We start from the raw sequence: 23,418 nt of genomic DNA, 5'->3' as shown, positions 1-23,418 counted from the left end.
CATGGCAATCGAACGCACCCTCTCCATCATCAAGCCCGACGCCGTCGCCAAGAACGTGATCGGCCAGATCTACGCCCGCTTCGAAGCCGCCGGCCTCAAGATCATCGCCGCCAGGATGGTGCACCTGTCCGAGCAGGAAGCCGGCCAGTTCTACGCCGTGCACAAGGAGCGCCCCTTCTTCAAGGATCTGGTCTCCTTCATGACCTCCGGCCCGGTGATGATCCAGTGCCTGGAAGGCGAGAACGCCATCGCCAAGAACCGCGAGCTGATGGGCGCCACTGACCCGAAGAAGGCCGACAAGGGCACCATCCGCGCCGACTTCGCCGAGTCGATCGACGCCAACGCCGTGCACGGCTCCGACGCCCCCGAGACCGCTGCCGTGGAAGTGGCTTTCTTCTTCCCGGGCATGAACGTTTACTCGCGCTGAGCGGTCCGTACCAGCGGCCCGTCGCGCACGCTTCGCGGTGCCTCCCGCACCGCGCGCGGCGTGAGCGGGCCGTTTGCATTACGGTCGGCCCGTCATCGCGGGCCTCCGCTCCCGAGAGGTGAAGTTTCAGGCATGAGCACTCCCAATCCGGTCAATCTGCTCGATTTCGACGTAGACGGCCTCGTCGCCTGGTTCGCCGGGCTGGGCGAGAAGCCGTTCCGCGCCCGCCAGGTGATGCGCTGGATGCATCACGAGGGCTGCGACGACTTCGACGCCATGACCGACGTCGCCAAGTCCCTGCGCGCGAAGCTGAAGGACCTCGCCGTGATCCGCCCGCCGGTGCCGGTGCGCGACTCGATCTCGGCCGACGGCACGCGCAAGTGGCTGCTCGACGTGGGCAACGCCAACGCGGTCGAGACCGTGTTCATTCCCGAGACCAGCCGCGGCACGCTGTGCGTGTCCTCGCAGGCGGGCTGCGCGCTCGACTGCGCGTTCTGCTCCACCGGCAAGCAGGGCTTCAACCGCAACCTGTCGGCCGCGGAAATCATCGGCCAGCTCTGGCTGGCCAACAAGCTGCTCGGCGCGGCGCGGGCCGACGCCGAGGAGCACGCCACGGACCTCGAGGCCGGCGAGAAGGACAACGGCCGCATCATCAGCAACGTGGTGATGATGGGCATGGGCGAGCCGCTCGCCAACTTCGACAACGTCGTCACCGCGCTGCGCCTCATGCTGGACGACCACGCCTACGGCCTGTCGCGCCGCCGGGTCACGGTGTCGACCTCGGGCATCGTGCCGGCGATGGACCGCCTGCGCGACGAATGTCCGGTGGCGCTGGCGGTGTCGCTGCATGCGTCCAACGACGCGCTGCGCGACCGCCTCGTGCCGATCAATCAGAAGTACCCGCTGCGCGAGCTCATGGCCGCCTGCCAGCGCTACCTCGAGCGCGCGCCGCGCGACTTCGTCACCTTCGAGTACGTGATGCTCGAAGGCGTCAACGACAGCGACGCGCACGCTCGCGAACTCGTCGCGCTGGTGCGCGACACGCCGTGCAAGTTCAACCTGATCCCGTTCAACCCCTTCCCGGACTCCGGCTTCCAGCGCTCGCCCGCGGAGCGTATCCGGCGTTTTGCCGGTATCCTGATCGACGCCGGTATCGTGACCACCACGCGCAAGACGCGTGGCGACGATGTCGACGCTGCGTGCGGCCAGCTCGCCGGCCAGGTCCAGGACAGGACGCGGCGTACCGTGCGCCTGCACCAGGCGAGGGAGAACATGCGATGAAATCGACACTGGCACCGGTCGTGCTGGCGGTGGCGCTCGTGCTCGGCGGCTGCGCGGGTGCGCCCGGCGTACCCGCCGGGTCGTCCTCGATCAGCCGGCCGATGTCCGACACCAACCCGGCGACGCCGGCCGATGCGCGCGCACGCGTGCATGTGGAGCTCGGCATGGCCTACTTCGAGGTGGGGCGCTACGACGTCGCGCTCGACGAGGCGAAGATCGCGCTCGCCGACAGCCCGTCCTACGCCCCGGCCTACCACCTGCTCGGGCTGGCCTACATGTCCGTCGAGGAGCACGCCGCCGCGCGCGAGAACTTCGAGCGTGCGCTGCGCGAGGCACCGGGTGACCCCGACTTCAACAACAGCTACGGCTGGTTCCTGTGCTCTCAGGGCCAGGAGCGCGCAGGCCTCGAGTACCTCGCGCTCGCGGCGCGCAACCCGTATTACCGCCACCAGACGCGCCCGCTCACCAACGCGGGCCTGTGCCATCTGCGCCTCGGCGAGGAGGCTGCAGCCGAGGCGCAATTCCAGCGCGCGGTGCAGGCCGACCCGGAGAACGCGCAGGCACTCTACCTGCTCGCGGACATCGCCTATCGCGGCGGTCGCTACGAGCAGGCGCGCAGCGAGCTGATCCGGCTGCACCAGGCGCACGGACCGAGCGCGGCTTCGGCCTGGTTGGGCCTGCGCACCGAGCGCCGCCTCGGCAACGCCGACGCCGAGGCGAGCTATGCTGCCCAGTTGCGCAGCCGCTTCGCCGAATCGGAGGAGTTCAAATCGATGAATCAAGGGAAGTTCGAGTGAGCAGCATGCAGTCCGACCACCTTGCACTTGGCGCCGAGTCCGCCGCCTCGCCCGGCGCCCGCCTGCGCCGGGCGCGCGAGGCGCGTGGCGAGTCGGTGCACGAGGCCGCTTTCGCCATCAAGCTGAGCCCGCGCCAGATCGAGGCGCTGGAAAACGACGACTTCGCCGCGCTCCCGGGCATGGCCTTCGTGCGTGGTTTCGCGCGCAACTACGCGCGTTACCTCGGACTCGACGCGACGCCGCTGCTCGATGGCATCGAGCACCTGGCCGGCGCCGGGCAGCCCGACCTGTCGCCGATCCGCAATGCCGATGGCGACCTGCCCGCCGGTGGCGGCGGGCGTCGCGGCAGCTTCCCGGCTGGGGTCGTCGTGGCCTTGTTGCTGGTCTTGCTCGGCGTGGGCTGGTACTTCGACTGGTTCCGCACCGAGCCCCTGCCCGGGCTCGAACTGCAGACCGAGCCTGCGCCCGCCTTCATGCCCGCGCCCACCGAGGGTGGCGGCGCCGCGCCGGCCACGAGCGAGCCGGTGGCCACGCCCGCTCCGCTGGAGGCGAGCGCGCCCGCGGCGCCGCACGCCAGCCCGGTGGCGATTCCCGCTGCGGTGGGTGCAGGCGTCCCGGTGACCCCGCTCGCCGCGCCGGCGAGCGCAACGCCCCCGGCCTCAGCCTCGGCCATCGTGTCTCCCGTGGTGCAGTCGCCGGCCCAGGCGGCCACCCCCGTCGCCGAGGAAGGTGCCGGCGGCAACCGCCTCAGCTTCCGCTTCGGCGGCGACTCCTGGATCGAGGTGCGCGACGCCAGCGGCACCATCCTGCACTCCGGCACCAACCGTGCCGGCAGCAGTCGGGTGGTCCAGGGCACGCCGCCCTTCCGCCTGGTGGTGGGCAACTCCGCCAACGTCGTGCTCGAGCAGGACGGCAAGGCGGTCGATCTCGCAGCCCACACCCGCGGCTCCGTCGCCCGCCTGACGCTTCCCTGATCCGAACGCCATGAATCCCCGACACGAACTCCAGCCGATCGAAGCCCGCCCGCTCGCCCGTCATCGCACCCATCAGGTGCGCGTCGGCAAGGTGAGGATCGGCGGCGAAGCCCCGGTCGTCGTGCAGTCGATGACCAATACCGACACGGCCGACGTGCTCGCCACCGCGATGCAGGTCGCCGAGCTCGCCCGCGCCGGCTCCGAGATCGTGCGCATCACGGTCAACAACGAGGCCGCGGCGGCGGCGGTGCCGAAGATCCGCGACCGCCTGCTCGCGCTCAACATGGACGTGCCGCTGGTCGGCGACTTCCACTACAACGGCCACAAGCTGCTCACCGACTTCCCGGCGTGCGCCGAGGCGCTCGCCAAGCTGCGCATCAACCCGGGCAACGTCGGCGCCGGCCGCAAGCGCGACCCGCAGTTCGCCGCGATCGTCGAGCTTGCCTGCCGCTACGACAAGCCGGTGCGCATCGGCGTGAACTGGGGCAGCCTCGACCAGTCGGTCCTTGCCCGCATCATGGACGCCAACGCCAAGCGTGCCGAGCCGCGCGACGCCGGCGCGGTGATGCGCGAGGCGCTCGTCGTCTCGGCGCTCGAATCCGCGGCCAAGGCCGAGGAATACGGCCTCGGCCGCGAGCGCATCATCCTGTCGGCCAAGGTTTCCAGCGTGCAGGACCTGATCGCGGTGTACCGCGATCTCGCCCGGCGCAGCGACTACGCGCTGCATCTGGGCCTCACCGAGGCCGGCATGGGCAGCAAGGGCATCGTCGGCTCCACCGCCGCGCTCGCCGTGCTGCTGCAGGAAGGCATCGGCGACACCATCCGCATCTCGCTCACCCCCGAGCCGGGCGGCAGCCGCACCCAGGAGGTCGTGGTCGCGCAGGAGATCCTGCAGACCATGGGCCTGCGCGCCTTCACCCCCATGGTGACTGCCTGCCCGGGCTGCGGCCGCACCACCAGCACCTTCTTCCAGGAGCTCGCCTCCGGTATCCAGGACTACGTGCGCGCGCAGATGCCGGTGTGGCGCGAACAGTACGACGGCGTCGAGAACATGACGCTGGCAGTGATGGGCTGCGTGGTCAACGGCCCGGGCGAGAGCAAGCACGCCAACATCGGCATCTCGCTGCCGGGCACCGGCGAAACCCCGGCGGCGCCGGTGTTTGTCGACGGCGAGAAGGTCGTCACCCTGCGCGGCGACAACATCGCTGCAGAGTTCAAGGCGCTCGTCGACGATTACGTCGCCACCCGCTACGTGAAGAAGGGCGCCTGAGCGCCGCAACGAACAACGACCGTCGCGCGCGAGCGCGCGGCACAACCGAAAAGAACCACATGAGCCAGACCTTGCAGGCCGTGCGCGGGATGAACGACATCCTGCCGGCCGACGCCGAAACCTGGGAATACTTCGAAGACATCGTGCGCGACTGGCTGCAGAGCTACGGTTACCGCCCGATCCGCATGCCGCTGGTCGAGCCGACGCCGCTGTTCAAGCGCGCCATCGGCGAGGTCACCGACATCGTCGAGAAGGAGATGTACTCCTTCGAGGACGCGCTCAACGGCGAGCACCTCACGCTGCGCCCCGAAGGCACGGCCTCCTGCGTGCGCGCCGCGATCCAGCACAACCTGATCCCCGCGGGCGGCCCGCAGCGGTTGTACTACTACGGCCCGATGTTCCGCCACGAGCGTCCGCAGAAGGGCCGCTACCGCCAGTTCCACCAGATCGGCGTGGAGGCACTCGGCTTCGCCGGAGCCGATACCGACGCCGAGCTGATCCTGATGTGCGCGCGGCTGTGGGAGGACCTCGGCCTGGAGGATGTCGCGCTCGAGATCAACTCGCTCGGCTCGCCCGAGGAGCGCGCGCAGCACCGCGCCGCGCTGATCGCCCACCTCGAGCAGCATCAGGACAAGCTCGACGAGGACGGCAAGCGCCGCCTGTACACCAACCCGCTGCGCATCCTCGACACCAAGAATCCCGAACTGCAGGCGATCGTCGAAGCCGCGCCCAGGCTCGCCGACTATCTCGGCGACGAATCGAAGGCGCACTTCGAGGCGGTGCAGGTCTTCCTCAAGGACGCCGGCATCCCGTATCGCATCAACCACCGCCTGGTGCGCGGCCTGGACTACTACAACCGCACGGTGTTCGAGTGGGTCACCACGCGCCTGGGCGCGCAGGGCACGATCTGCGCCGGCGGGCGCTACGACGGCCTGTTCGAGCAGCTCGGCGGCAAGCCGCAGCCGGCCGCGGGCTTCGCGATCGGCATCGAGCGCCTGCTGCTGCTGTGGCAGGCCTGCGGTGGCGAGGCCGAGCGTCCGGTACCCGACGTGTATGTGGTGAGCGTGGGCGAGGCCGCGCAGCGCCTCGGTTTCCGCGCCGCCGAGACCTTGCGCGAGCACGGCTTCGCGGTGCTGATGCATTGCGGTGGCGGCAGCTTCAAGTCGCAGATGAAGAAGGCCGACGCCAGCGAGGCGCCGGTGGCGATCGTGATCGGAGAGGACGAGGCCGCGGCGGGGGAGGTCGGCCTCAAGCCCCTGCGCGTCGCGGGCGCCCAGCAGCGCGTGGCGATCGACGACCTGGTCGAGGCGATGGCCGCGCTGATGTTCCCCGAAGAAGAAGACGAAGAGGTTTGATGATGGCGGTCTACGATCTCGAAGAGCAGGAACAGATTTCCGAACTCAAGGCGTGGTGGGCGCAGTACGGCAACTTCGTCGTCACCCTCGCGGTGGTGGCGGCGCTCGCCTCGGTGGGCTGGCAGGCCTGGAACTGGTACCAGAGCCGCAATGCCGGCGAGGCCGGTGCGCTGTACTACGCGGTGCAGCAGGCGGTGGAGAAGAACGAGCCGCAGAAGGCCCGCGAGGCGGCCGGTCGCCTGGTGAGCGAGCACGGCGGCAGTGTAGGCGCCCAACTCGGCGCGCTGCTGTCGGCGGCGATGCAGTTCGAGTCCGGCGACCTCGCCAACGCGCGCGCGCAGCTCGAGTGGGCGGCCGACAAGGGCAGCGACCCCGCGCTGCGCGAGCTCGCACGCCTGCGTCTGGCGGCGGTGCTGCTGCAGGCGGGCGAACTCGACGCCGCGCTCGCCCGCCTGCAGGCCGCGCCCTCGGCCGCCTACAAGGCGCGCTTCGACGACCTGCGCGGCGACGTGCTCGCCGCCCAAGGCAAGGTCGCGGAGGCGCGCGCCGCCTACCAGGCCGCGATCGACGCGCTCGCCGCCGTCGGTGACGATGCGGTCACGTTGCGCGAAGTCGTCCGCGTCAAACTCGAATCCCTCGGAGCCTGAGCGATGAAAACCCCCTCGCTGCGTCTCGTCCCGCTGCTCGTCGCCGCGCTGCTCGCCGCGGGCTGCTCCTCGCTCAACCCCTTCGCCAGCTCCGCACCCAAGCCCGCGCCGCTGGTCGACTTCAAGCCCGGCGCGCAGCTCGTGGCCAAATGGCAGGCGAACATCGGCGAGGCCGAACACTACCGCTTCCAGCCCGCGGTGTGGAGCGACAGCGTGTACGCCGCCGGCAACGAGGGCGAGGTCGCGCGCTTCGAGGACGGCCGCACGGTGTGGCGGATCGATACCGGCAGCGAACTCTCCTCCGGGGTCGGCACCGATGGCCGCCTCGCGGTGGTGGTCGCCACCGACGGCACGGTGATCGCCCTCGACACCGACAACGGCAGCGAGCGCTGGCGCGCGCCGATCGGCGCCGAGGTGCTGGCGCCGCCCGCGGTCAGCCTCGAGCTGGTGATCGTGCGCGCCTCCGACAACCGCCTGATCGCGCTCAGCGCGCGCGACGGCAGCCGGCGCTGGGTGTACCAGCGCAACAACCCGCCGCTCGCGCTGCGCAGCTTCGCCGGCGTGGTCCTCGAAGGCCCGGTCGTGCTCGCCGGCTTCCCTGGCGGCAAGCTCGCCGTGATCAACGCTGCCAATGGCGGCGCGATCACCGAGCTCAACGTCGCCGTGCCGCGCGGAGCGACCGAACTCGAACGCGTCGCCGACGTGGCCGGCATGCCGGTGGTCGGGCGTCGCGAGGTCTGCGCGGTCGCCTATCAGGGCCGCGCCGCCTGCTTCGACACCTCGAACGGCAACGCGATCTGGTCGCGCGAGTTCTCCAGCAGCGTCGGCATGGACCGCGACGCGCGCTTCGCGCTCATCACCGACGACCGCGATGCGGTCCATGCGCTCGACGCCGGCAGCGGCGCCAGCGTGTGGAAGCAGGACGCGCTCGCGCGCCGCCACGTCTCCCGTCCTCTGATCGTCGGCGACTACGTGATCGTCGGCGACCTCGAGGGCTATGTGCATGCGCTCTCGCGCGAGACCGGCGCCTTCGCCGCGCGCGAGCGCGCCGGCAGTGATCCGATCGTGGCCGATCCGGTCCCGCTGCGCCGCGGTTTCGTGGTGCAGGGCGCCGGCGGCGACATCACCGCGTACGAAGTACGCTGAGGTACGGTAGCCAGTGAAACCCACCATCGTTCTGGTCGGCCGGCCCAATGTCGGCAAGTCGACCCTGTTCAACCGCCTGACGCGCACCCGCGACGCGCTCGTCGCCGACCAGCCCGGCCTCACCCGCGACCGCCACTACGGCATCGGCCGCGTCGGCGACCGCGACTATCTGGTCGTCGATACCGCCGGCTTCGACCCCGTGGCCAAGGACGGCATCATGCACGAGATGGCGCGCCAGGCCGAGCAGGCCATCGCCGAGGCCGACGTGCTGCTGTTCCTGGTCGACGGCCGCGCCGGGCGCACCCCGCACGACGAGAACATCGCCGCGCGCCTGCGCCGTGCCGGGCGGCCGGTGCATGTGGTCGTCAACAAGGCCGAGGGTATCGACCGCGCGATGGTCGCCGCCGACTTCCATGCGCTCGGCCTCGGCGATCCGCTGCCGGTCTCGGCGGCGCACGGCGACGGCGTCAAGCAGTTGGTCGAGCTCGTGCTCGCGCCCTTCCCGGCCGACGACGAGAAGGAGCACTCCGACGACGAGGGCCCCAAGGTCGCCATCGTCGGTCGTCCCAACGTCGGCAAATCCACCTTGGTGAACACCCTGCTCGGCGAAGAGCGCGTCATCGCCTTCGACATGCCGGGTACCACCCGCGACGCCATCGCGATCCCCTTCGAGCGCGGTGGCAAGCGCTACACCCTGATCGACACCGCCGGCCTGCGCCGCCGCGGCAAGGTCTTCGAGGCGGTGGAGAAGTTCTCCGTCATCAAGACCCTGCAGGCCGTGCAGGAGTGCAACGTCGTCGTGCTGGTGCTCGATGCCGCGCAGGACATCTCCGACCAGGACGCCCACATCGCCGGCTTCGCGCTCGAGGCCGGGCGCGCGCTGGTGGTGGCGATCAACAAGTGGGATGCGGTCGACGACTACCGCCGCGATCGTCTCAGGGCCGACATCGCGCGCAAGCTGGCCTTCCTCTCGTTCGCGCGCTTCCACCAGATCTCCGCGCTCAAGGCCGAGGGCATCGCAGGGCTGCTGAAGTCGGTGGATGCCGCCTATGCCGCGGCCACCGCCAACCTCGCCACGCCGCGGCTGACGCGTGCGCTGCAGCAGGCGGTCGCGCGCCAGGCGCCACCGCGCCACGGGCTGGCGCGCCCGAAGATGCGCTACGCCCACCAGGGCGGCATGAACCCTCCGGTGATCGTCATCCACGGCAACGCGCTGGACGACATCCCGCAGTCGTATGTGCGCTACCTGGAGCGCTGTTTCATGGATGCCTTCGACCTCAAGGGCACGCCCTTGCGCATCCAGTTCCGCACCACGCACAATCCTTACGCGACGCGGACCTGAGCATTTTTCGCGAAAGAACCCGTTTCCACGCCTGGATTTCGTTGCATACTGCCATGCGGCAGTGCACAACGTGTCTGCAATATTCTTATAAACACAATATAAAGAGGTTCCACAATGAGCAACAAAGGGCAACTCCTCCAGGACCCCTTCCTGAACACCCTTCGTCGCGAACACATTCCCGTGTCGATCTACCTGGTCAACGGCATCAAGCTGCAGGGCCAGATCGAGTCCTTCGACCAATACGTCGTGCTGCTCAAGAACACCGTCACCCAGATGGTCTACAAGCACGCGATCTCCACCGTCGTGCCCGCCCGCCCGGTCGTCATCCAGCAGGAAGAGGGTGCCAACTGAGGCCGCGGTCCACCCGGCGCGGCCGGCGTCTGCCGGCTGCGGGAGGCGCGCGTCGTGTTTGAACGTCCCGCCTCCGGTGAGCGTGCGGTCCTCGTGCAGCTCGACCTCGGGCAGGGCGCGATCGACGAGCGCCTGTCCGAGCTGAAGCTGCTCGTCCTCAGCGCCGGCGCGAGCGTCGAAGCGGTCGTGCAAGGCCGCCGCGCCGCGCCCGACTCCAAGCTCTTCGCCGGCAGCGGCAAGGTGCAGGAGATCGGCGAGGCGCTGCGCGCCTACGGCGCCGACATCGTCATCTTCAACCATGCCTTGTCGCCCGGGCAGCAGCGCAACCTCGAGCGCGAACTGCAGTGCATGGTCATCGACCGCACCGCGCTGATCCTCGACATCTTCGCGCAGCGCGCGCGCAGCCACGAAGGCAAGCTGCAGGTCGAACTCGCCCAGCTCGAGCACCTGGCGACCCGCCTCGTGCGCGGCTGGACCCACCTCGAGCGCCAGAAGGGCGGCATCGGCCTGCGCGGCCCGGGCGAGAAGCAGCTCGAGACGGACCGCCGCCTGCTCGGCAACCGGGTCAAGATGCTCAAATCCCGGCTCGCCCAGATCGAGAAGCAGCGCAAGGTTCGTCGGCGCGCTCGGGAACGCCGCGACGTTCTGTCTGTCTCTCTCGTCGGTTACACCAATGCGGGCAAGTCGACGCTGTTCAACGCGCTGACCAAGGCGGGCGCCTACGCGGCGGACCAGCTCTTCGCCACCCTCGACACCACCTCGCGCAGGTTGTACGTCGGCGGCGAGGGGGCAGGTGCGAGCGTTGTGCTGTCGGACACCGTCGGCTTCATCCGCGACCTTCCGCACGCCCTCGTGGCGGCCTTCCAGGCCACTCTCGAGGAAACGGCGCAGGCCGACCTGCTGTTGCACGTCGTCGACTCGGCGAGCGAGGACCGCGATGCGCAGATCGGGGCGGTGAACCAGGTTCTCGCCGAGATCGGCGCGGCCGACGTGCCGCAGATCCTGGTGTGGAACAAGATCGACCTCACCCGCGCCGCTGCGGCGGTCGAGAGGGGGGACTGTGGTACCATCAGGCGCATTTTTTTGAGCGCCCGAACCGGGGAAGGCCTCGATCTGCTTCGCGACGCGCTTGCCGAAGTAGCTCGGCAGACCTTTGGTGACAACGCCGACCGGCCCGCCGGTCGGGATGACGAGCGACGACAAGAAACGTGATAACAGGCATTCTCATGTCACTGAACGACCCACGCTGGGGTGGCCAAGGCGGCGGCGACCGCGAAGACGGCAATCGCGGCGACGACAACCGCAACGACGACCAGCGCGGCGATCGCAATCGCGGTGGCAACCAGGGGCCGCCCGACCTCGAGGAGGTCTGGCGCGACTTCAACCAGCGCCTTTCCGGCATGTTCGGCGGCAAACGCCCCGGGCGTGGCGGCGGCTTCGGCGGCGGCAATGGTGGCGGCAACCGCCCCGAGCTCCCCGGCTTCTCCTTCAAGCAGTTCCGTGGCGGCTTCGGCGTCCTTGCGGCGCTGGTGCTGGTGGTCTGGCTGGCGAGCGGCCTGTACACGGTGGACGCCAACCAGCGCGCCGTGGTGCTGCGCCTCGGCGAGTACGTCGCCACCACCGAGCCCGGCCTGCGCTGGCGCCTGCCCGCACCCTTCGAGACCCACGAGATCGTCGACCTCACGGGCGTGCGCACGGTCGAGGTGGGCTATCGCGGTTCCGAGCGCAACAAGGTGCTGCGCGAATCGCTGATGCTCACCGACGACGAGAACATCATCAATATCCAGTTCGCCGTTCAGTACGTCCTCAACAGCCCGGAGAACTACATCTTCAACAACCGTTTCCCCGACGAGGCCGTGGCGCAGGCCGCGGAGACCGCGATGCGCGAAATCGTCGGCAAGAGCCGCATGGACTTCGTGCTTTACGAGGGCCGCGAGGAGATCGCGACCACCGCGCACGAGCTCATGCAGCGCATCCTCGACCGCTACGAGACCGGCATCCAGGTCAGCCGCGTCACCATGCAGAACGCCCAGCCGCCCGAGCAGGTCCAGGCTGCGTTCGACGACGCGGTCAAGGCCGGGCAGGACCGCGAGCGCCAGAAGAACGAGGGCGAGGCCTACGCCAACGACGTCGTGCCGCGGGCCCGCGGTACCGCTTCGCGCCTGGTCGAGGAAGCCAACGCCTACCGCGAGCGCGTGGTCGCCAATGCCGAGGGCGAGGCGAGCCGCTTCAGCCAGGTGTTCGCAGAATACAACCGCGCACCGGAGGTCACCCGCGAGCGCCTGTATCTCGACACCATGCAGCAGGTCATGTCCAGCACCTCCAAGGTGATGGTCGACGCGAAGGGCAACGGCAACCTGCTGATGCTGCCGCTCGACAAGCTGATGCAGCAGACGGGCGCCAAGCCCGCCGCGGCGGCGCCTCCCGACTCGCAGTCGGCCGCGGGCCTCGCGGCCAACGCTCCGGTGCCGTCCTTCGATCCGCGCAACCGGGATGGAATGTTCAGTCGTGAGCGGGGAGTACGTTGATGCGTGACAAGATGTCCCTGATCGGCGGCACGCTGCTGCTGCTCGTCGTGATCGCCTCGATGTCGCTGTTCACCGTCGACCAGCGCCAGTATGCGATCGTCTTCCAGCTCGGCGAGGTCAAGGAGGTCATCTCCGAGCCCGGCCTCAACGCCAAGCTGCCTTTCATCCAGAACGTGCGCTACTTCGACAAGCGCATCCTGACGATGGACACGCCCGAACCCGAGCGTTTCATCACCTCCGAGAAGAAGAACGTGCTGGTCGACCACTTCGTCAAGTGGCGCATCGTCGACCCGCGCCTGTACTACGAGTCGGTGGCCGGCGACGAGGCGCGTGCGCGCACCCGCCTGACGCAGACGGTCAACGCCGGTCTGCGCGAGGAGTTCGGCCGCCGTACCGTGCACGACGTCGTCTCCGGCGAGCGCGACCGCATCATGGAGCAGATGCGCGAGCGCGCGGACCGCGACGCCCGCACCATCGGCGTGCAGATCGTCGATGTGCGCCTGAAGCGGGTCGACCTGCCCAACGAGGTCTCGGAGTCGGTCTATCGTCGCATGGAGGCCGAGCGCAAGCGCGTCGCCAACGAGTTGCGCTCGCTGGGTGCCGCGGAGGCCGAACGCATCCGCGCCGACGCCGACCGTCAGCGCGAGGTGATCATCGCCGAGGCTTACCGCAGTGCGCAGGAGGTCAAGGGTGCGGGCGACGCGAAGGCTACCGCCATCTACGCCGAAGCCTTCGGCAAGGACCGCGAGTTCTACTCCTTCTACCGCAGCCTCGAGGCCTACCGCGCGAGTTTCTCGGGCAAGGACGACGTGCTGGTGGTCGATCCGAGCTCGGATTTCTTCCGTTTCATGAAGGATGCCGGAGGCGCGCCGCGCAACTGACGTCTTCATGGCAAGCTCGCTCCTCACGGCCTTCGCGCTGATGCTGATCGTCGAAGGCCTGTTGCCCTTCATCGCGCCCGCCGCATGGCGCGAGACCTTCCTTCGCCTCGCCAGCATGGCCGACGGCCAGATCCGCTTCATCGGTCTGAGTTCCATGCTGGCGGGGCTCGCAATGCTTTTCATCGTTCTCTGACATCGCCATGCGCTGGGTACTGCCCGACCACATCCAGGACGCCCTGCCGTCCGACGCCCACCGGCTGGAGAGCCTGCGCCGCCGCCTGCTCGACGCCTTCCGGCTGCGCGGCTATCAGCTCGTGATGCCGCCGCTGCTCGAATACCTCGACTCGCTCACCACCGGCGCCGGCAAGGACCTCGAGCTGCGCACCTTCAAGCTGGTCGACCAGCTCTCCGGCCGCAGCATGGGCGTGCGTGCCGACATGACTCCGCAGGTCACCCGCATCGACGCCCACCTTCTCAACCGCCGCGGCGTGTCGCGCTTGTGTTATTGCGGCAGCGTGCTGCACACCCTGCCGTCCACGCTCACCGGCACGCGCGAGCCGCTGCAGCTCGGCGCTGAGCTCTACGGCCATGCCGGCATCGAGGCCGACGTCGAGATCCTGCGCCTGCTCGCCGAGGTGCTGCGCCTCGCCGAAGTGCCTGCCTCGCGCATCGACATCGGCCATGTCGGACTCTTCCATGCGCTCGCCGCGCGCGCAGGGCTGGTGCCGGGCCGCGAGGAAGAGCTCTTCGACCTGTTGCAGGCGAAGGACGTGCCCGAGCTGCGCCGCATGCTCGCCGACGTCTCCGAGCCGGCGCGCAGCGCGCTGCTGGCACTGCCCGAACTCTACGGCGGCCCCGAGGTGCTCGCAGAGGCCGCCGCACGACTGCCGCAGGATGCCGAGATCGCCGGCCCGCTTGCCGAACTGCGCCAACTCGCCGACGCGCTGGGCGACCTCCCGGTGAGCTTCGATCTCGCCGACCTGCGCGGCTACCACTATCACAGCGGCATCGTGTTCGCCGCCTACGGCGCCGAATCGCCCGCCGCGCTCGCCCTCGGCGGCCGCTACGACCGCGTCGGCCAGGCGTTCGGGCGCGCACGGCCGGCCACCGGCTTCAGCCTCGACCTGCGCGAACTCGCCTGGCACCTGCCCACCCCGGCGGCGCCGGCGGGCGCGGTGCTGGCGCCGCCGGACGACGACGCGGGGCTGACCTCCGAGGTCTCCGCGCTGCGCGCACGTGGCGAGATCGTGATGGTGGCGCTGCCGGGACACGAAGGAACTTGGAACGAAGCCGGCTGCGACCGGCAACTGGTGAAGCGGGGCGATCGCTGGGCGGTCGTGCCGTTACAGGGAGAGTAAGGAAATGGCAAAAAACGTCGTCGTCGTCGGCACCCAGTGGGGTGATGAAGGCAAGGGCAAGATCGTCGACTGGCTCACCGACCACGCCAAGGGCGTGGTGCGGTTCCAGGGTGGCCACAACGCCGGTCACACGCTGGTCGTCGGCAAGACCGAATACAAGCTGAACCTGGTGCCCTCGGGCATCGTCCGCGAAGGCGTGGCCTGCTTCATCGGCAACGGTGTGGTGCTCGATGCGCACCACCTGTTGTCCGAGATCCGCACGCTGGAAGCCGGCGGCATCAAGGTGCGCGACCGCCTGCGCGTGAGCCCGGGCTGTCCGCTGATCCTCGGTTACCACGCCGCGCTCGATCGTGCGCGCGAGGCCGCCAAGTCCGCCGGCGACAAGATCGGCACCACCGGCAAGGGCATCGGCCCCACCTACGAGGACAAGGTCGCCCGCCGTGCGCTGCGCGTGTACGACCTCTTCGACCGCGAGCGCTTCGCCGCCAAGCTGAAGGCCAACCTCGAGTACCACAACTTCGTGCTCACCCGACACCTCGGCGCCGAGCCGGTCGATTTCCAGACCGTGTTCGACCAGGCCATGGCCGACGCCGACGAGCTGCTGCCGATGGTCGCCGATGTCTCGGCCGAGCTCTACGCGATCAACAAGTCGGGCGGCTCGCTGCTGTTCGAAGGCGCGCAGGGCACCCTGCTCGACATCGACCACGGCACCTACCCCTTCGTCACCTCGAGCAACTGCGTGGCCGGGCAGGCCGCGGCGGGCTCGGGCGTCGGCCCCGGCCGCCTGCATTACGTGCTCGGCATCACGAAGGCCTATTGCACCCGCGTCGGCGGCGGGCCCTTCCCGACCGAACTCGACATCGAGACCAAGGGCGTGCCCGGCGAGCAGATGTCGACCAAGGGCCGCGAGTTCGGCACCGTCACCGGCCGCAAGCGCCGCTGCGGCTGGCTCGATCTCGCCGCGCTCAAGCGCTCGATCATCATCAACGGCGTGACCGGCCTGTGCATCACCAAGCTCGACGTGCTCGACGGTCTCGAAGAGCTCAAGCTGTGTACCGGCTACATGCTCGACGGCAGGCGCATCGACCTGCTGCCGATGGGTTCGGAGGAGGTCACGCGCTGCGAGCCGATCTACGAGACCCTGAAAGGCTGGAGCGGCACCACGTTTGGCGCGCAGAGCTGGGACGCCCTGCCGCAGGAGGCGCGCACCTACCTGCACCGCATCGAGGAGATCTGCGAGATCCCGATCGACGTCATTTCGACCGGTCCCGAGCGCGACGAAACCATCCTCCGCCGCCATCCCTTTGGCGCCTGAGCATCCGCAGCACCCTGTGCGGCCGCACTCCGCGGCCGCCGCGCCCGCCGGGGGTCAATGCACCCCCCGCGCGATTCCAGCACGACGCTCGATCGCGACTCGAGTCGTTCCTGCACGGGGCCAACCCGCGCCGTCCGCGAATGTTGCGCCATCCGCAGCGTTCGCGAATTCCGCGCCGTTTTTCATAGGGGCGACGCAAGTCGCGATCCTCGTGTCCGGCCCGCATGGCGCACCTTCCTTCGCGCGACGATGGCACAAACGCAAAAAAGCCGCTCCGAAGAGCGGCTTTCCTGTGAAACTGGTGCCCAGAAGAGGACTCGAACCTCCACGCCTCGCAGCGCTAGTACCTGAAACTAGTGCGTCTACCAATTCCGCCATCTGGGCAGGGAGGCGCATAATAGCAAAGGCCTTAACTTCCGCAAAGGTTTTTTTTGCATCATCGGGCGCATCCTTCCGTCGCCGAGCGAAGGGGCTGCCTTTGACTCGCGATGCCGGCACCTCGATCCCGCCCAGCATGTGTTCCCACTCGACGCCCGCTCGCGACTCGGATCGTTCCTGCGGACGGCCCGCAGCAGTGTCCGTGGATCCCGCGCCGTGCGGCGATTGTGCGCAGGTCATCGTGGGAGCCGCCGCAAGGACGCAAGTCGCGACCTGCGAATGCAGCCTGCACCGCGCGTCCTCCAGTGCGCCGCATTTGTCCGCGTCAACACGGCGCAAAAACAAAAAAGCCGCTCCGAAGAGCGGCTTTCCCGTGAAACTGGTGCCCAGAAGAGGACTCGAACCTCCACGCCTCGCGGCGCTAGTACCTGAAACTAGTGCGTCTACCAATTCCGCCATCTGGGCAAGAAGACGCGCATTATAAGCACGCAAAGAAGATTGTCAATGACTCGCAAAACGAAAAAAACCGATCAGCAGCGCTCCGGCGCCCCCTCCCGCAGAACGCAGGCCGCGCCGCAGCAGGGCGAGATTGCGCCGCGCGCCAACCCGCCCGGGCGCAAGGCCGGGCGCGGCACACTTGCCGCGCACGCCGCGCCCGAACCCGCCGCCCAAGGCAGCACTCGGCACACCGGCTCCCCGGCGCGCGGCCCTGGCCGCAGTCGGGCCGCGCGCAAGGCGGCAGCCGTGCAGGCCAGCGCCGTCCGTCTCGCCGACCCCTTCTACGAGCGTGAGACGCAGCAGTACGACAACCCGCTCCCCAGCCGCGAATACGTGCTGCAGATCCTCGCCGAGCGCGGCGTGCCGATGCCCCTCGCCGAGCTCGCCGGCGCGCTCGACATCGCCCCGCACGAGCTCGACTTCTTCGACCGTCGCCTGCGCGCGATGGAGCGCGACGGCCAGGTCGTGCGCAACCGCCGCGACGCCTACCTGCTGCCGGCCAAGGCCGACCTCATCAAGGGGCGCGTCGAGGGCCACCCCGACGGCTTCGGCTTCCTGCGCCGCGATGACGGCGAGCCCGACGTCTTTCTCGGTCCCAAGGAGATGCGCGAGGTGCTGCACGGCGACCGCGTCATGGTGCGCATCTCCGGCACGGACCGCCGCGGCCGTCCCGAGGGCAAGCTGGTCGAGGTGCTCGAGCGCGCCAACTCCCGCGTCGTCGGTCGTGTCATCAACGAGCACGGCGTGATGATCGTCGTGCCCGAGAACCGCCGCCTGGCGCAGGACATCCTGGTCGCCCCGGGCGGGCGCAAGAAGCCCGAGCCAGGCCAGATCGTCACCGTCGAGCTGGTCGAGCAGCCCACCAAGTTCGCCCAGCCGATCGGGCGCATCGTCGAGGTGCTGGGCAACTACGCCGACCCCGGCATGGAGATCGAGATCGCGCTGCGCAAGCACGACCTGCCCTTCGAGTTCTCCTCCGAGGCCAAGGCGCAGACGCGCAAGCTGCCCGACGTGGTGCGCAAGAAGGACTGGGCCGGCCGCGAGGACCTCACCAAGTTGCCGTTGGTCACCATCGACGGCGAGACCGCCAAGGACTTCGACGACGCGGTGTATTGCGAGCGCCAGGGCAAGGGTTACCGCCTCATCGTCGCCATCGCCGACGTCTCGCACTACGTCGATGCCGCCAGCGCGCTCGACAAGGATGCCTTCGATCGCGGCAACTCGGTGTACTTCCCGCGCCGCGTCATCCCGATGCTGCCCGAGAAGCTCTCCAACGGCCTGTGCTCGCTCAACCCGCAGGTCGAGCGCCTGGCCATGGTCGCCGACATGAACATCGCGGCCACCGGCGAGATCAGGAACTACCGCTTCTACCCCGCGGTGATCTGGTCGCACGCGCGCCTGACCTACACGAAGGTTGCGGCGTCCCTGTACGACAAGGACCCGGCCGTGCGCGCCGAACTTGCCGCGCTGCTCCCCCACCTCGAGCAGCTCGACCAGCTCTTCCGCGTGCTGCTCAAGGCGCGCGCGAAGCGCGGCGCGATTGACTTCGAGACCACCGAGACGCGCATGATCTTCGACGATAACGGCAAGATCGCGCAGATCGTCCCCGAGGTGCGCAACGATGCCCACCGCCTGATCGAGGAGTGCATGCTCGCCGCCAACGTGTGCGCCTCCGACTTCCTCGCCACGCGCGAGCACCCGGCGTTGTACCGCGTCCACGACTCGCCCTCCGAGGACAAGCTCGCCAAGCTGCGCGAGTTCCTCAAGGAGTTCGGCCTCGGCCTCGGCGGCGGCGACGAGCCGCGCGCCGCCGACTTCGCCAGGCTGCTCGAGCAGGTCAAGGACCGCCCCGACGCCCAATTGTTGCAGACCGTCATGCTGCGTTCGCTCAAGCAGGCGATGTACAGCCCGGACAACGTCGGCCACTTCGGCCTCGCCTACGAGTCCTATACCCACTTCACCTCACCGATCCGGCGCTATCCCGACCTGCTGATCCACCGCGGCATCAAGGCCGCGCTCGCCGGCGAGCAGTACCGCCCCGGCGACTGGGAGCAGATCGGCCTGCACTGCTCGATGACCGAGCGCCGCGCCGACGACGCCACCCGCGACGTGGTCGCCTTCCTCAAGTGCTACTTCATGCAGGACCGCGTCGGCGAGGAGTTCGTTGGCAGCGTGTCGGCGGTGGTGCCTTTCGGTCTCTTCGTGGCGCTCGACGACATCTTCATCGAGGGGCTGCTGCACATCTCCGACCTCGGCAGCGATTACTTCCACTACGACGAGACCCGCCATGCCCTCATGGGTGAGCGCACCGGCAAGCAGTTCCGCCTGTCCGACCGGGTCAAGGTGCAGCTCGTGCGGGTGGATATGGCCACCAACAAGATCGACTTCCGCCTCATCGAGGGGCCGCTCCCGGTCGAGGCCAAGGCCCCGCCGAAGGTCGCCGAAGTGGTGGCCGCGGAGGTCGTGCCCGTGGAAGGGAAGAAGGCGCGCAAGCCGCGCAGCAAGAAGGCTGAGGTGGAGGAGAGGGTCGAGGCCACACCTGCGCCGGTGGTCGAGGCTGTGCCTGCCGCAGCGGAGCCCGCCGCGCCCAAGGTGCGCGGCAAGCGGACGAAGAAGGCCGCACCCGAAGCGCTTGCGGAGGTGCCCGTCGCGCCGGCGGTCGAGTCCACGGCTGCCGCAGCGGAGCCCGCCGCGCCCAAGGCGCGCGGCAAGCGGGCGAAGAAGGCTGCGCCCGAAGTGGTCGCGGAGGTGCCCGTCGCGCCGGCGGTCGAGACCACGGCTGCCGCAGCGGAGCCCGCCGCGCCCAAGGCGCGCGGCAAGCGCGCGAAGAAGGTGGTCGCCGGGCAGGTGGCCGAGGTCGTGGCTGCGCCGGCGATCGAGCCTGTGCCCGCCGCCGCGGAACCTGTCGCGCCCAAGGCGCGCGGCAAGCGTGCGAAGAAGGCTGCGATCGCAACGGTCGCCGAGGTCGTCGTCGCACCGGTGCTCGAGGTTACGCCGGATGCGGCTCCGCCCGCCGCGCCCAAGACACGCGGCAAGCGCGCGAAGAAGGCCGTCGCCGGCACCGCGACCGAAGTCCCCGCCGCGTCCGCCGCCGAGGCGCTAGAATCCGCGCCCCCGGTACCGGCCCGACGTGCCGGCCGCAAGACCACCACAAAGGGCTCCGACCGTGGCTAAAGCACCCGAAAACACACCCACCCGGCTGATCTACGGCTTCCACGCCGTCTCCGCCAAGCTGCGCCACGCGCCCGACTCGGTGCTCGAGATCTTCCTCACCGCCGATCGCAAGGACGCGCGCGTGCGCAAGTTCCTCGCCCAGGCCGAGAGTGCCGGCGTACGCATCACCCAGAGCGAGGGCGACAAGCTCGACGCCCTCGTCGGGACCCGCCGCCACCAGGGGGTGGTCGCCAAGGTCGACGCCACCCGGCGCGAGATCAAGCTCGCCGACGTGCTCGACAGCCTCGACGAGAACGCGCTCATCCTCGTCCTCGACGGCGTGCAGGATCCGCACAACCTCGGCGCCTGCCTGCGCGTGGCCGATGCTGCCGGCGCCCACGCCGTGGTCGCGCCCAAGGATCGCGCGGTGGGTCTCAACGCCACCGCCGTCAAGGTCGCCAGCGGCGCCGCCGACACCGTGCCCTACATTACCGTCACCAATCTCTCGCGCGCGCTGCGCGAGATGCAGGACGCCGGCGTGTGGGTCGTCGGCGCCGCCGGCGAGGCCGAGAAGACCCTCTACGGGGTCGACCAGAAGGTCCCCGTCGCCTGGGTGCTCGGCGCCGAGGGCGACGGCCTGCGCCGCCTCACCCGCGAGACCTGCGACGAGCTCGCGCGCATCCCGATGCACGGCAGCGTCGAGAGCCTCAACGTGTCCGTCGCCAGCGGCATCTGCCTGTTCGAGGCCAGGCGCCAGCGCGGCTCCTGAAGCTGTGGTGGTCCCGGCCTGCCCCTTGGCCTCTCACACCCACTCCACCTGCACCGCAAACAGATACCCCGCGCCATACACCGTCTTGATCAGGCGGGGGTTCTGCGGGTCGTCGTCGAGCTTGCGGCGCAGGCGCGAGATGCGGACGTCGATGCTGCGGTCGAAGGGATCGACGTCGCGTTCGCCGAGGAGCTGTTCGCGCGACAGGATCTTGTTGGGGCGACGCAGCAGGGTGGCGAGGAGGCCGGCCTCGGCTGCGGAAAGCGGGACCTCGCGGCCGTCGGGGGCGAGGAGGGCGTGGCGGTTGGCGTCGAAGGTCCAGCCGGCGAAGCGCGCCGTGCTGCGTTCGCCGGCGCTGTCGGCGCTGGCGGAGCGCTGGTAGCGGCGCAGGATGGAGCGTACGCGGGCGACCAGCTCGCGCGGCTCGAAGGGCTTGACGATGTAGTCGTCGGCGCCGAGCTCGAGACCGAGCACGCGGTCGGTCACGTCGTTGCGGCCGGTCAGGATCAGCACTGCGCACGGGCTGCCGTCCTGTAGCTCGCGCACCACCTGCATGCCGTCCATGTCGGGCAGGCCGAGGTCCACGATGCAGAGGTCGGGGGCGAGCTGGCGCGCGCGCTCGAGCAGCTGACGGCCGGCGCGCATCTGTTCGCAGCGGAAGCCGTATTCGGCCAGGCTCATGCAGATCAGGCGGGCGACCTCGGGGTCGTCCTCGAGCACGAAGATCCGGGCCTGGGAGGGGTCGATCGGGCTCTGGGTCATTGGGGGCGAGGCTCCGTGGTGGTGTTCATGATGCGGGATCGTGCTTCTCCGTCGGCGGCCGGCGCAGTCGGCGACGCGTCTTCGACCCCTGCCGCCGCCCCCGGTTCGGGCCCGAGCAGGGCCGCCAGCGCGCCCGCCAGCGCGGCCTGATCGAAGGGCTTGCGCAGCGTCGGCACGTCGGCGGGGAGCTCGTCGGTCGGCGTCGCCTCGCTGGCGTAGCCGGTCACCAGCAGGATCGGCAGCTGCGGGCGCAGCGTGCGCGCGCGGCGGGCGAGCTCGCGGCCGCCGATGCCGCCCGGCATCACCGTGTCGCTCACCAGCAGCGCGATGTCGTCGACGTTCTGCAGCAGCCCGAGCGCCTCGACGCCGTCGGCGGCCTCGATCACGACGTGGCCCAGGCTGGTGAGCTGCATGCGCACCACCTTGCGCACCTCGGGCTCGTCCTCCACCAGCAGCACCGGGCCGTCGAGCGCGCGCGCGCGGGCCGTCGCGGGCGCTGCGCGCTCGGGGGCAGTCACGGCCGCCGCCGCCGTGGGCAGCACGAAGCGCACGTGCGTGCCGCGCCCCGGCGTGCTGAGGATGCGGATGTTGCCGCCCGACTGGCGTACGAAGCCATACACCATCGACAGGCCCAGCCCGCTGCCGCTGCCGAAGTCCTTGGTGGTGAAGAAGGGCTCGAACACGCGCTGCAGCACGGCCGGCTCGATGCCCTTGCCGGTATCGCCGACGTCGATCTGCACGTAGTCGCCGGCCGCCACCTCGACCACCCCTGCGAGGGCCTCGTCGAGCTGGCGGCGACTCACGCCGATGGTCAGCTCGCCGCCCACGGGCATGGCGTCGCGTGCGTTGATCGCGAGGTTGAGGATCGCGTTTTCGAGCTGGTGCGGGTCGACCAGCGCGTGCACCGGCTCGCCGGGCAGGCGCAGATGGATGCGGATGGTCTCGCCCAGGGTGCGCGCGAGCAGGTGCGTCATGTTGTGCACGAGCGCGCCGACCTCGACCGCGGTGGGGGCGAGCGACTGCCGGCGCGAGAAGGTGAGCAGGCGGCGGATCAGCTCGGCGCCGCGCCGTGCCGCCTGCAGCGAGGGATCGACGAACTCCGCCCCCGGCCCGGCGCCGATGCGCTGCTGCAGTGCGGAGAGGTTGCCGATGATGATGGTGAGCAGGTTGTTGAAGTCGTGCGCCAGCCCGCCGGTGAGCTGGCCCACCGCCTCCATCTTCTGCGCCTGCACCAGCGCGGCCTGGTTGGCCTTCTGTTCCGTGATGTCGGTGGTCATGACGAAGAAGCCCACCACCGTGCGCCCGTCGGTGCCGATCTCGGGCACCACCACGCTGCGTGCATGCAGCGTGCGACCGTCGGTCCCGACGCGACTGTATTCGTAGCACACACGCTCGCCGGTGCGCGCGCGCTCGACCTGCGAGCGGATCTGGGCGTAGGCGTCCTCGCCGACCACCTCGCGAATGCTGCGGCCGACGATCTCGTCCTTCGGATAGCCGAACCATTCGGCGTAGCCGCGGTTGGCGAAGCGGTAGATCTCGCCGCCGTCCACATACGCGATCAGCGCGGGGATGGAGTCGATGATCAGTTGCAGGCGGTGTTCGCTGCGACGCAGCGCGCCGGCGATCTGGTCGATCTCGCTGTTGGCCTGCTCCAGCTCCGCCGTGCGCTCGCGCACGCGCGCTTCGAGCTGCGCGTTCTGCTGCTGGATCAGCGCCTCGTAGCGACGCTGCTCGGTGATGTCGGTCCATAGCGACACGAAACCGAGGTTGGGAATCGGCACCCCGCGTACCGCCAGCACCGTGCCGTTGGGCCGTGCGCGTTCGACGTAGTGCGGCAGGAAGGCCCGTGCCGCCGCCATGCGCTTCGCGACCAGGGTTTCGATGTCGCCTTCGCCGTATTCGCCGCGTTCGGCGTTGAAGCGCACGAAGGCCTCGAACGGGGTGCCGACGCGCACCAGCGCCTCAGGGAAATCGAGCAGGCGCACCAGGGCCTTGTTCCAGGTGACGAGCTTGGGCGTGGTGTCGAACACCGCGATGGCCTGGTCGAGCAGATCGAGTCCGGCCAGCAGCAGGTCGTGCCGCCGGAGCTGCTCCGGAGTGAAGGCGGCGGGTTCAGCCTGAGGGGAGGGCGATCTTGCCATGCTCGCGGCAGTCTCCGGTGTGGCGAGTTTCGAGGATCATGAGCG

The 23,418-nt window shown here is 69.5% G+C and carries 20 protein-coding genes and 2 tRNA genes; 18 read left to right on the top strand and 4 right to left on the bottom strand.

Features of this window, described 5'->3' with window-relative positions; translation table 11 throughout:
• The first annotated feature begins 1 nt into the window (after window position 1).
• The 16 genes from ndk to PO78_RS11695 all read left to right on the top strand — a co-directional run bounded on the left by ndk (window position 2) and on the right by PO78_RS11695 (window position 15,672).
• On the top strand, window positions 2–427 hold the full coding sequence (gene ndk, locus PO78_RS11770; protein WP_004321721.1) for a nucleoside-diphosphate kinase: 426 nt from the start codon (window positions 2–4) through the stop codon (window positions 425–427).
• A 132-nt stretch (window positions 428–559) separates the two neighbouring features.
• The gene (gene rlmN, locus PO78_RS11765; RefSeq protein WP_004321723.1) at window positions 560–1,708 is read left to right on the top strand and encodes a 23S rRNA (adenine(2503)-C(2))-methyltransferase RlmN; all 1,149 of its coding nucleotides are present in this window, start codon (window positions 560–562) and stop codon (window positions 1,706–1,708) included.
• Entirely contained in the window at window positions 1,705–2,505 is an 801-nt protein-coding gene (pilW, locus tag PO78_RS11760) for a type IV pilus biogenesis/stability protein PilW (RefSeq protein ID WP_004321726.1), read from the top strand. The genes rlmN and pilW overlap by 4 nt, the downstream gene beginning before the upstream one ends.
• Window positions 2,506–2,510: 5 nt before the next feature.
• On the top strand, window positions 2,511–3,479 hold the full coding sequence (locus PO78_RS11755; protein ID WP_012585937.1) for a RodZ domain-containing protein: 969 nt from the start codon (window positions 2,511–2,513) through the stop codon (window positions 3,477–3,479).
• 10 nt (window positions 3,480–3,489) lie between these two features.
• A complete protein-coding gene (gene ispG, locus PO78_RS11750; RefSeq protein WP_004327074.1) occupies window positions 3,490–4,749 on the top strand; it encodes a flavodoxin-dependent (E)-4-hydroxy-3-methylbut-2-enyl-diphosphate synthase in 1,260 nt (419 codons plus the stop codon).
• Between the two features lie 59 nt (window positions 4,750–4,808).
• Window positions 4,809–6,104: a histidine--tRNA ligase gene (gene hisS, locus PO78_RS11745; protein WP_004327075.1), complete on the top strand. Its 1,296-nt coding sequence runs from the start codon at window positions 4,809–4,811 to the stop codon at window positions 6,102–6,104.
• 2 nt (window positions 6,105–6,106) lie between these two features.
• The gene (locus PO78_RS11740; RefSeq protein WP_171047751.1) at window positions 6,107–6,751 is read left to right on the top strand and encodes a tetratricopeptide repeat protein; all 645 of its coding nucleotides are present in this window, start codon (window positions 6,107–6,109) and stop codon (window positions 6,749–6,751) included.
• Between the two features lie 3 nt (window positions 6,752–6,754).
• Window positions 6,755–7,897 carry an outer membrane protein assembly factor BamB gene (gene bamB / locus PO78_RS11735; protein ID WP_004322283.1) on the top strand — a complete coding sequence of 381 codons (1,143 nt, stop codon included), beginning with the start codon at window positions 6,755–6,757 and terminating at the stop codon, window positions 7,895–7,897.
• 13 nt (window positions 7,898–7,910) lie between these two features.
• Window positions 7,911–9,239 carry a ribosome biogenesis GTPase Der gene (gene der / locus PO78_RS11730; protein ID WP_004322285.1) on the top strand — a complete coding sequence of 443 codons (1,329 nt, stop codon included), beginning with the start codon at window positions 7,911–7,913 and terminating at the stop codon, window positions 9,237–9,239.
• A 114-nt stretch (window positions 9,240–9,353) separates the two neighbouring features.
• The gene (gene hfq, locus PO78_RS11725; RefSeq protein WP_004322287.1) at window positions 9,354–9,590 is read left to right on the top strand and encodes an RNA chaperone Hfq; all 237 of its coding nucleotides are present in this window, start codon (window positions 9,354–9,356) and stop codon (window positions 9,588–9,590) included.
• Between the two features lie 54 nt (window positions 9,591–9,644).
• Complete coding sequence (gene hflX, locus PO78_RS11720) at window positions 9,645–10,802, top strand: ribosome rescue GTPase HflX (protein ID WP_004322289.1); 1,158 nt, start codon at window positions 9,645–9,647, stop codon at window positions 10,800–10,802.
• 14 nt (window positions 10,803–10,816) lie between these two features.
• Window positions 10,817–12,118: an FtsH protease activity modulator HflK gene (gene hflK, locus PO78_RS11715; RefSeq protein WP_004322291.1), complete on the top strand. Its 1,302-nt coding sequence runs from the start codon at window positions 10,817–10,819 to the stop codon at window positions 12,116–12,118.
• The gene (gene hflC / locus PO78_RS11710; RefSeq protein WP_004322293.1) at window positions 12,118–12,999 is read left to right on the top strand and encodes a protease modulator HflC; all 882 of its coding nucleotides are present in this window, start codon (window positions 12,118–12,120) and stop codon (window positions 12,997–12,999) included. The genes hflK and hflC overlap by 1 nt, the downstream gene beginning before the upstream one ends.
• 7 nt (window positions 13,000–13,006) lie before the next feature.
• Window positions 13,007–13,192, top strand: coding sequence for a DUF2065 domain-containing protein (locus PO78_RS11705; RefSeq protein WP_012585932.1), 186 nt, complete (start codon window positions 13,007–13,009; stop codon window positions 13,190–13,192).
• 7 nt (window positions 13,193–13,199) lie between these two features.
• Window positions 13,200–14,357 (top strand): ATP phosphoribosyltransferase regulatory subunit, encoded by a 1,158-nt coding sequence (locus PO78_RS11700; RefSeq protein ID WP_004322297.1) that lies wholly within the window; start codon window positions 13,200–13,202, stop codon window positions 14,355–14,357.
• Between the two features lie 4 nt (window positions 14,358–14,361).
• Window positions 14,362–15,672, top strand: a complete 1,311-nt coding sequence (locus PO78_RS11695) for an adenylosuccinate synthase (RefSeq protein WP_004322299.1) — start codon at window positions 14,362–14,364, stop codon at window positions 15,670–15,672.
• Window positions 15,673–15,971: 299 nt separating this feature from the next.
• Here the strand turns inward: PO78_RS11695 and PO78_RS11690 are convergent.
• Both PO78_RS11690 and PO78_RS11685 read right to left on the bottom strand, forming a co-directional pair.
• Window positions 15,972–16,056 (bottom strand) — tRNA-Leu (locus tag PO78_RS11690).
• A 374-nt stretch (window positions 16,057–16,430) separates the two neighbouring features.
• Window positions 16,431–16,515, bottom strand: a tRNA-Leu gene (locus PO78_RS11685).
• Window positions 16,516–16,554: 39 nt separating this feature from the next.
• Between PO78_RS11685 and rnr the strand changes: the two genes are divergently transcribed.
• Entirely contained in the window at window positions 16,555–19,722 is a 3,168-nt protein-coding gene (gene rnr, locus PO78_RS11680; protein ID WP_231570700.1) for a ribonuclease R, read from the top strand.
• On the top strand, window positions 19,715–20,470 hold the full coding sequence (gene rlmB, locus PO78_RS11675) for a 23S rRNA (guanosine(2251)-2'-O)-methyltransferase RlmB (RefSeq protein WP_043743886.1): 756 nt from the start codon (window positions 19,715–19,717) through the stop codon (window positions 20,468–20,470). Before rnr ends, rlmB begins: the two co-directional genes overlap by 8 nt.
• Before the next feature lie 33 nt (window positions 20,471–20,503).
• On the opposite strand, the gene PO78_RS11670 is transcribed toward rlmB, so the two are convergent.
• Both PO78_RS11670 and PO78_RS11665 read right to left on the bottom strand, forming a co-directional pair.
• Complete coding sequence (locus PO78_RS11670) at window positions 20,504–21,232, bottom strand: response regulator transcription factor (protein ID WP_043743884.1); 729 nt, start codon at window positions 21,230–21,232, stop codon at window positions 20,504–20,506.
• Window positions 21,229–23,373 carry a PAS-domain containing protein gene (locus PO78_RS11665; protein WP_012585929.1) on the bottom strand — a complete coding sequence of 715 codons (2,145 nt, stop codon included), beginning with the start codon at window positions 23,371–23,373 and terminating at the stop codon, window positions 21,229–21,231. Before PO78_RS11665 ends, PO78_RS11670 begins: the two co-directional genes overlap by 4 nt.
• Window positions 23,374–23,418: the final 45 nt, after the last annotated feature.

It is taken from the genome of Thauera sp. SWB20 (assembly GCF_000831325.1).
GTDB classification, from domain to species: domain Bacteria; phylum Pseudomonadota; class Gammaproteobacteria; order Burkholderiales; family Rhodocyclaceae; genus Thauera; species Thauera aminoaromatica.
This window is presented reverse-complemented; position numbering and strand designations above follow the sequence as displayed.

Excerpts from the sequence above, each read along its gene's own strand:
- hisS (WP_004327075.1), top strand. The coding sequence starts at position 4,809 with ATGAGCCAGACCTTGCAGGCCGTGCGCGGGATGAACGACATCCTGCCG.
- PO78_RS11705 (WP_012585932.1), top strand. The coding sequence starts at position 13,007 with ATGGCAAGCTCGCTCCTCACGGCCTTCGCGCTGATGCTGATCGTCGAA.
- rnr (WP_231570700.1), top strand. The coding sequence starts at position 16,555 with ATGACTCGCAAAACGAAAAAAACCGATCAGCAGCGCTCCGGCGCCCCC.
- PO78_RS11695 (WP_004322299.1), top strand. The coding sequence starts at position 14,362 with ATGGCAAAAAACGTCGTCGTCGTCGGCACCCAGTGGGGTGATGAAGGC.
- bamB (WP_004322283.1), top strand. The coding sequence starts at position 6,755 with ATGAAAACCCCCTCGCTGCGTCTCGTCCCGCTGCTCGTCGCCGCGCTG.
- ispG (WP_004327074.1), top strand. The coding sequence starts at position 3,490 with ATGAATCCCCGACACGAACTCCAGCCGATCGAAGCCCGCCCGCTCGCC.
- PO78_RS11700 (WP_004322297.1), top strand. The coding sequence starts at position 13,200 with ATGCGCTGGGTACTGCCCGACCACATCCAGGACGCCCTGCCGTCCGAC.
- PO78_RS11755 (WP_012585937.1), top strand. The coding sequence starts at position 2,511 with ATGCAGTCCGACCACCTTGCACTTGGCGCCGAGTCCGCCGCCTCGCCC.
- rlmN (WP_004321723.1), top strand. The coding sequence starts at position 560 with ATGAGCACTCCCAATCCGGTCAATCTGCTCGATTTCGACGTAGACGGC.
- hfq (WP_004322287.1), top strand. The coding sequence starts at position 9,354 with ATGAGCAACAAAGGGCAACTCCTCCAGGACCCCTTCCTGAACACCCTT.
- PO78_RS11740 (WP_171047751.1), top strand. The coding sequence starts at position 6,107 with ATGGCGGTCTACGATCTCGAAGAGCAGGAACAGATTTCCGAACTCAAG.
- PO78_RS11670 (WP_043743884.1), bottom strand. The coding sequence starts at position 21,232 with ATGACCCAGAGCCCGATCGACCCCTCCCAGGCCCGGATCTTCGTGCTC.
- hflC (WP_004322293.1), top strand. The coding sequence starts at position 12,118 with ATGCGTGACAAGATGTCCCTGATCGGCGGCACGCTGCTGCTGCTCGTC.
- PO78_RS11665 (WP_012585929.1), bottom strand. The coding sequence starts at position 23,373 with ATGGCAAGATCGCCCTCCCCTCAGGCTGAACCCGCCGCCTTCACTCCG.
- ndk (WP_004321721.1), top strand. The coding sequence starts at position 2 with ATGGCAATCGAACGCACCCTCTCCATCATCAAGCCCGACGCCGTCGCC.
- pilW (WP_004321726.1), top strand. The coding sequence starts at position 1,705 with ATGAAATCGACACTGGCACCGGTCGTGCTGGCGGTGGCGCTCGTGCTC.
- hflK (WP_004322291.1), top strand. The coding sequence starts at position 10,817 with ATGTCACTGAACGACCCACGCTGGGGTGGCCAAGGCGGCGGCGACCGC.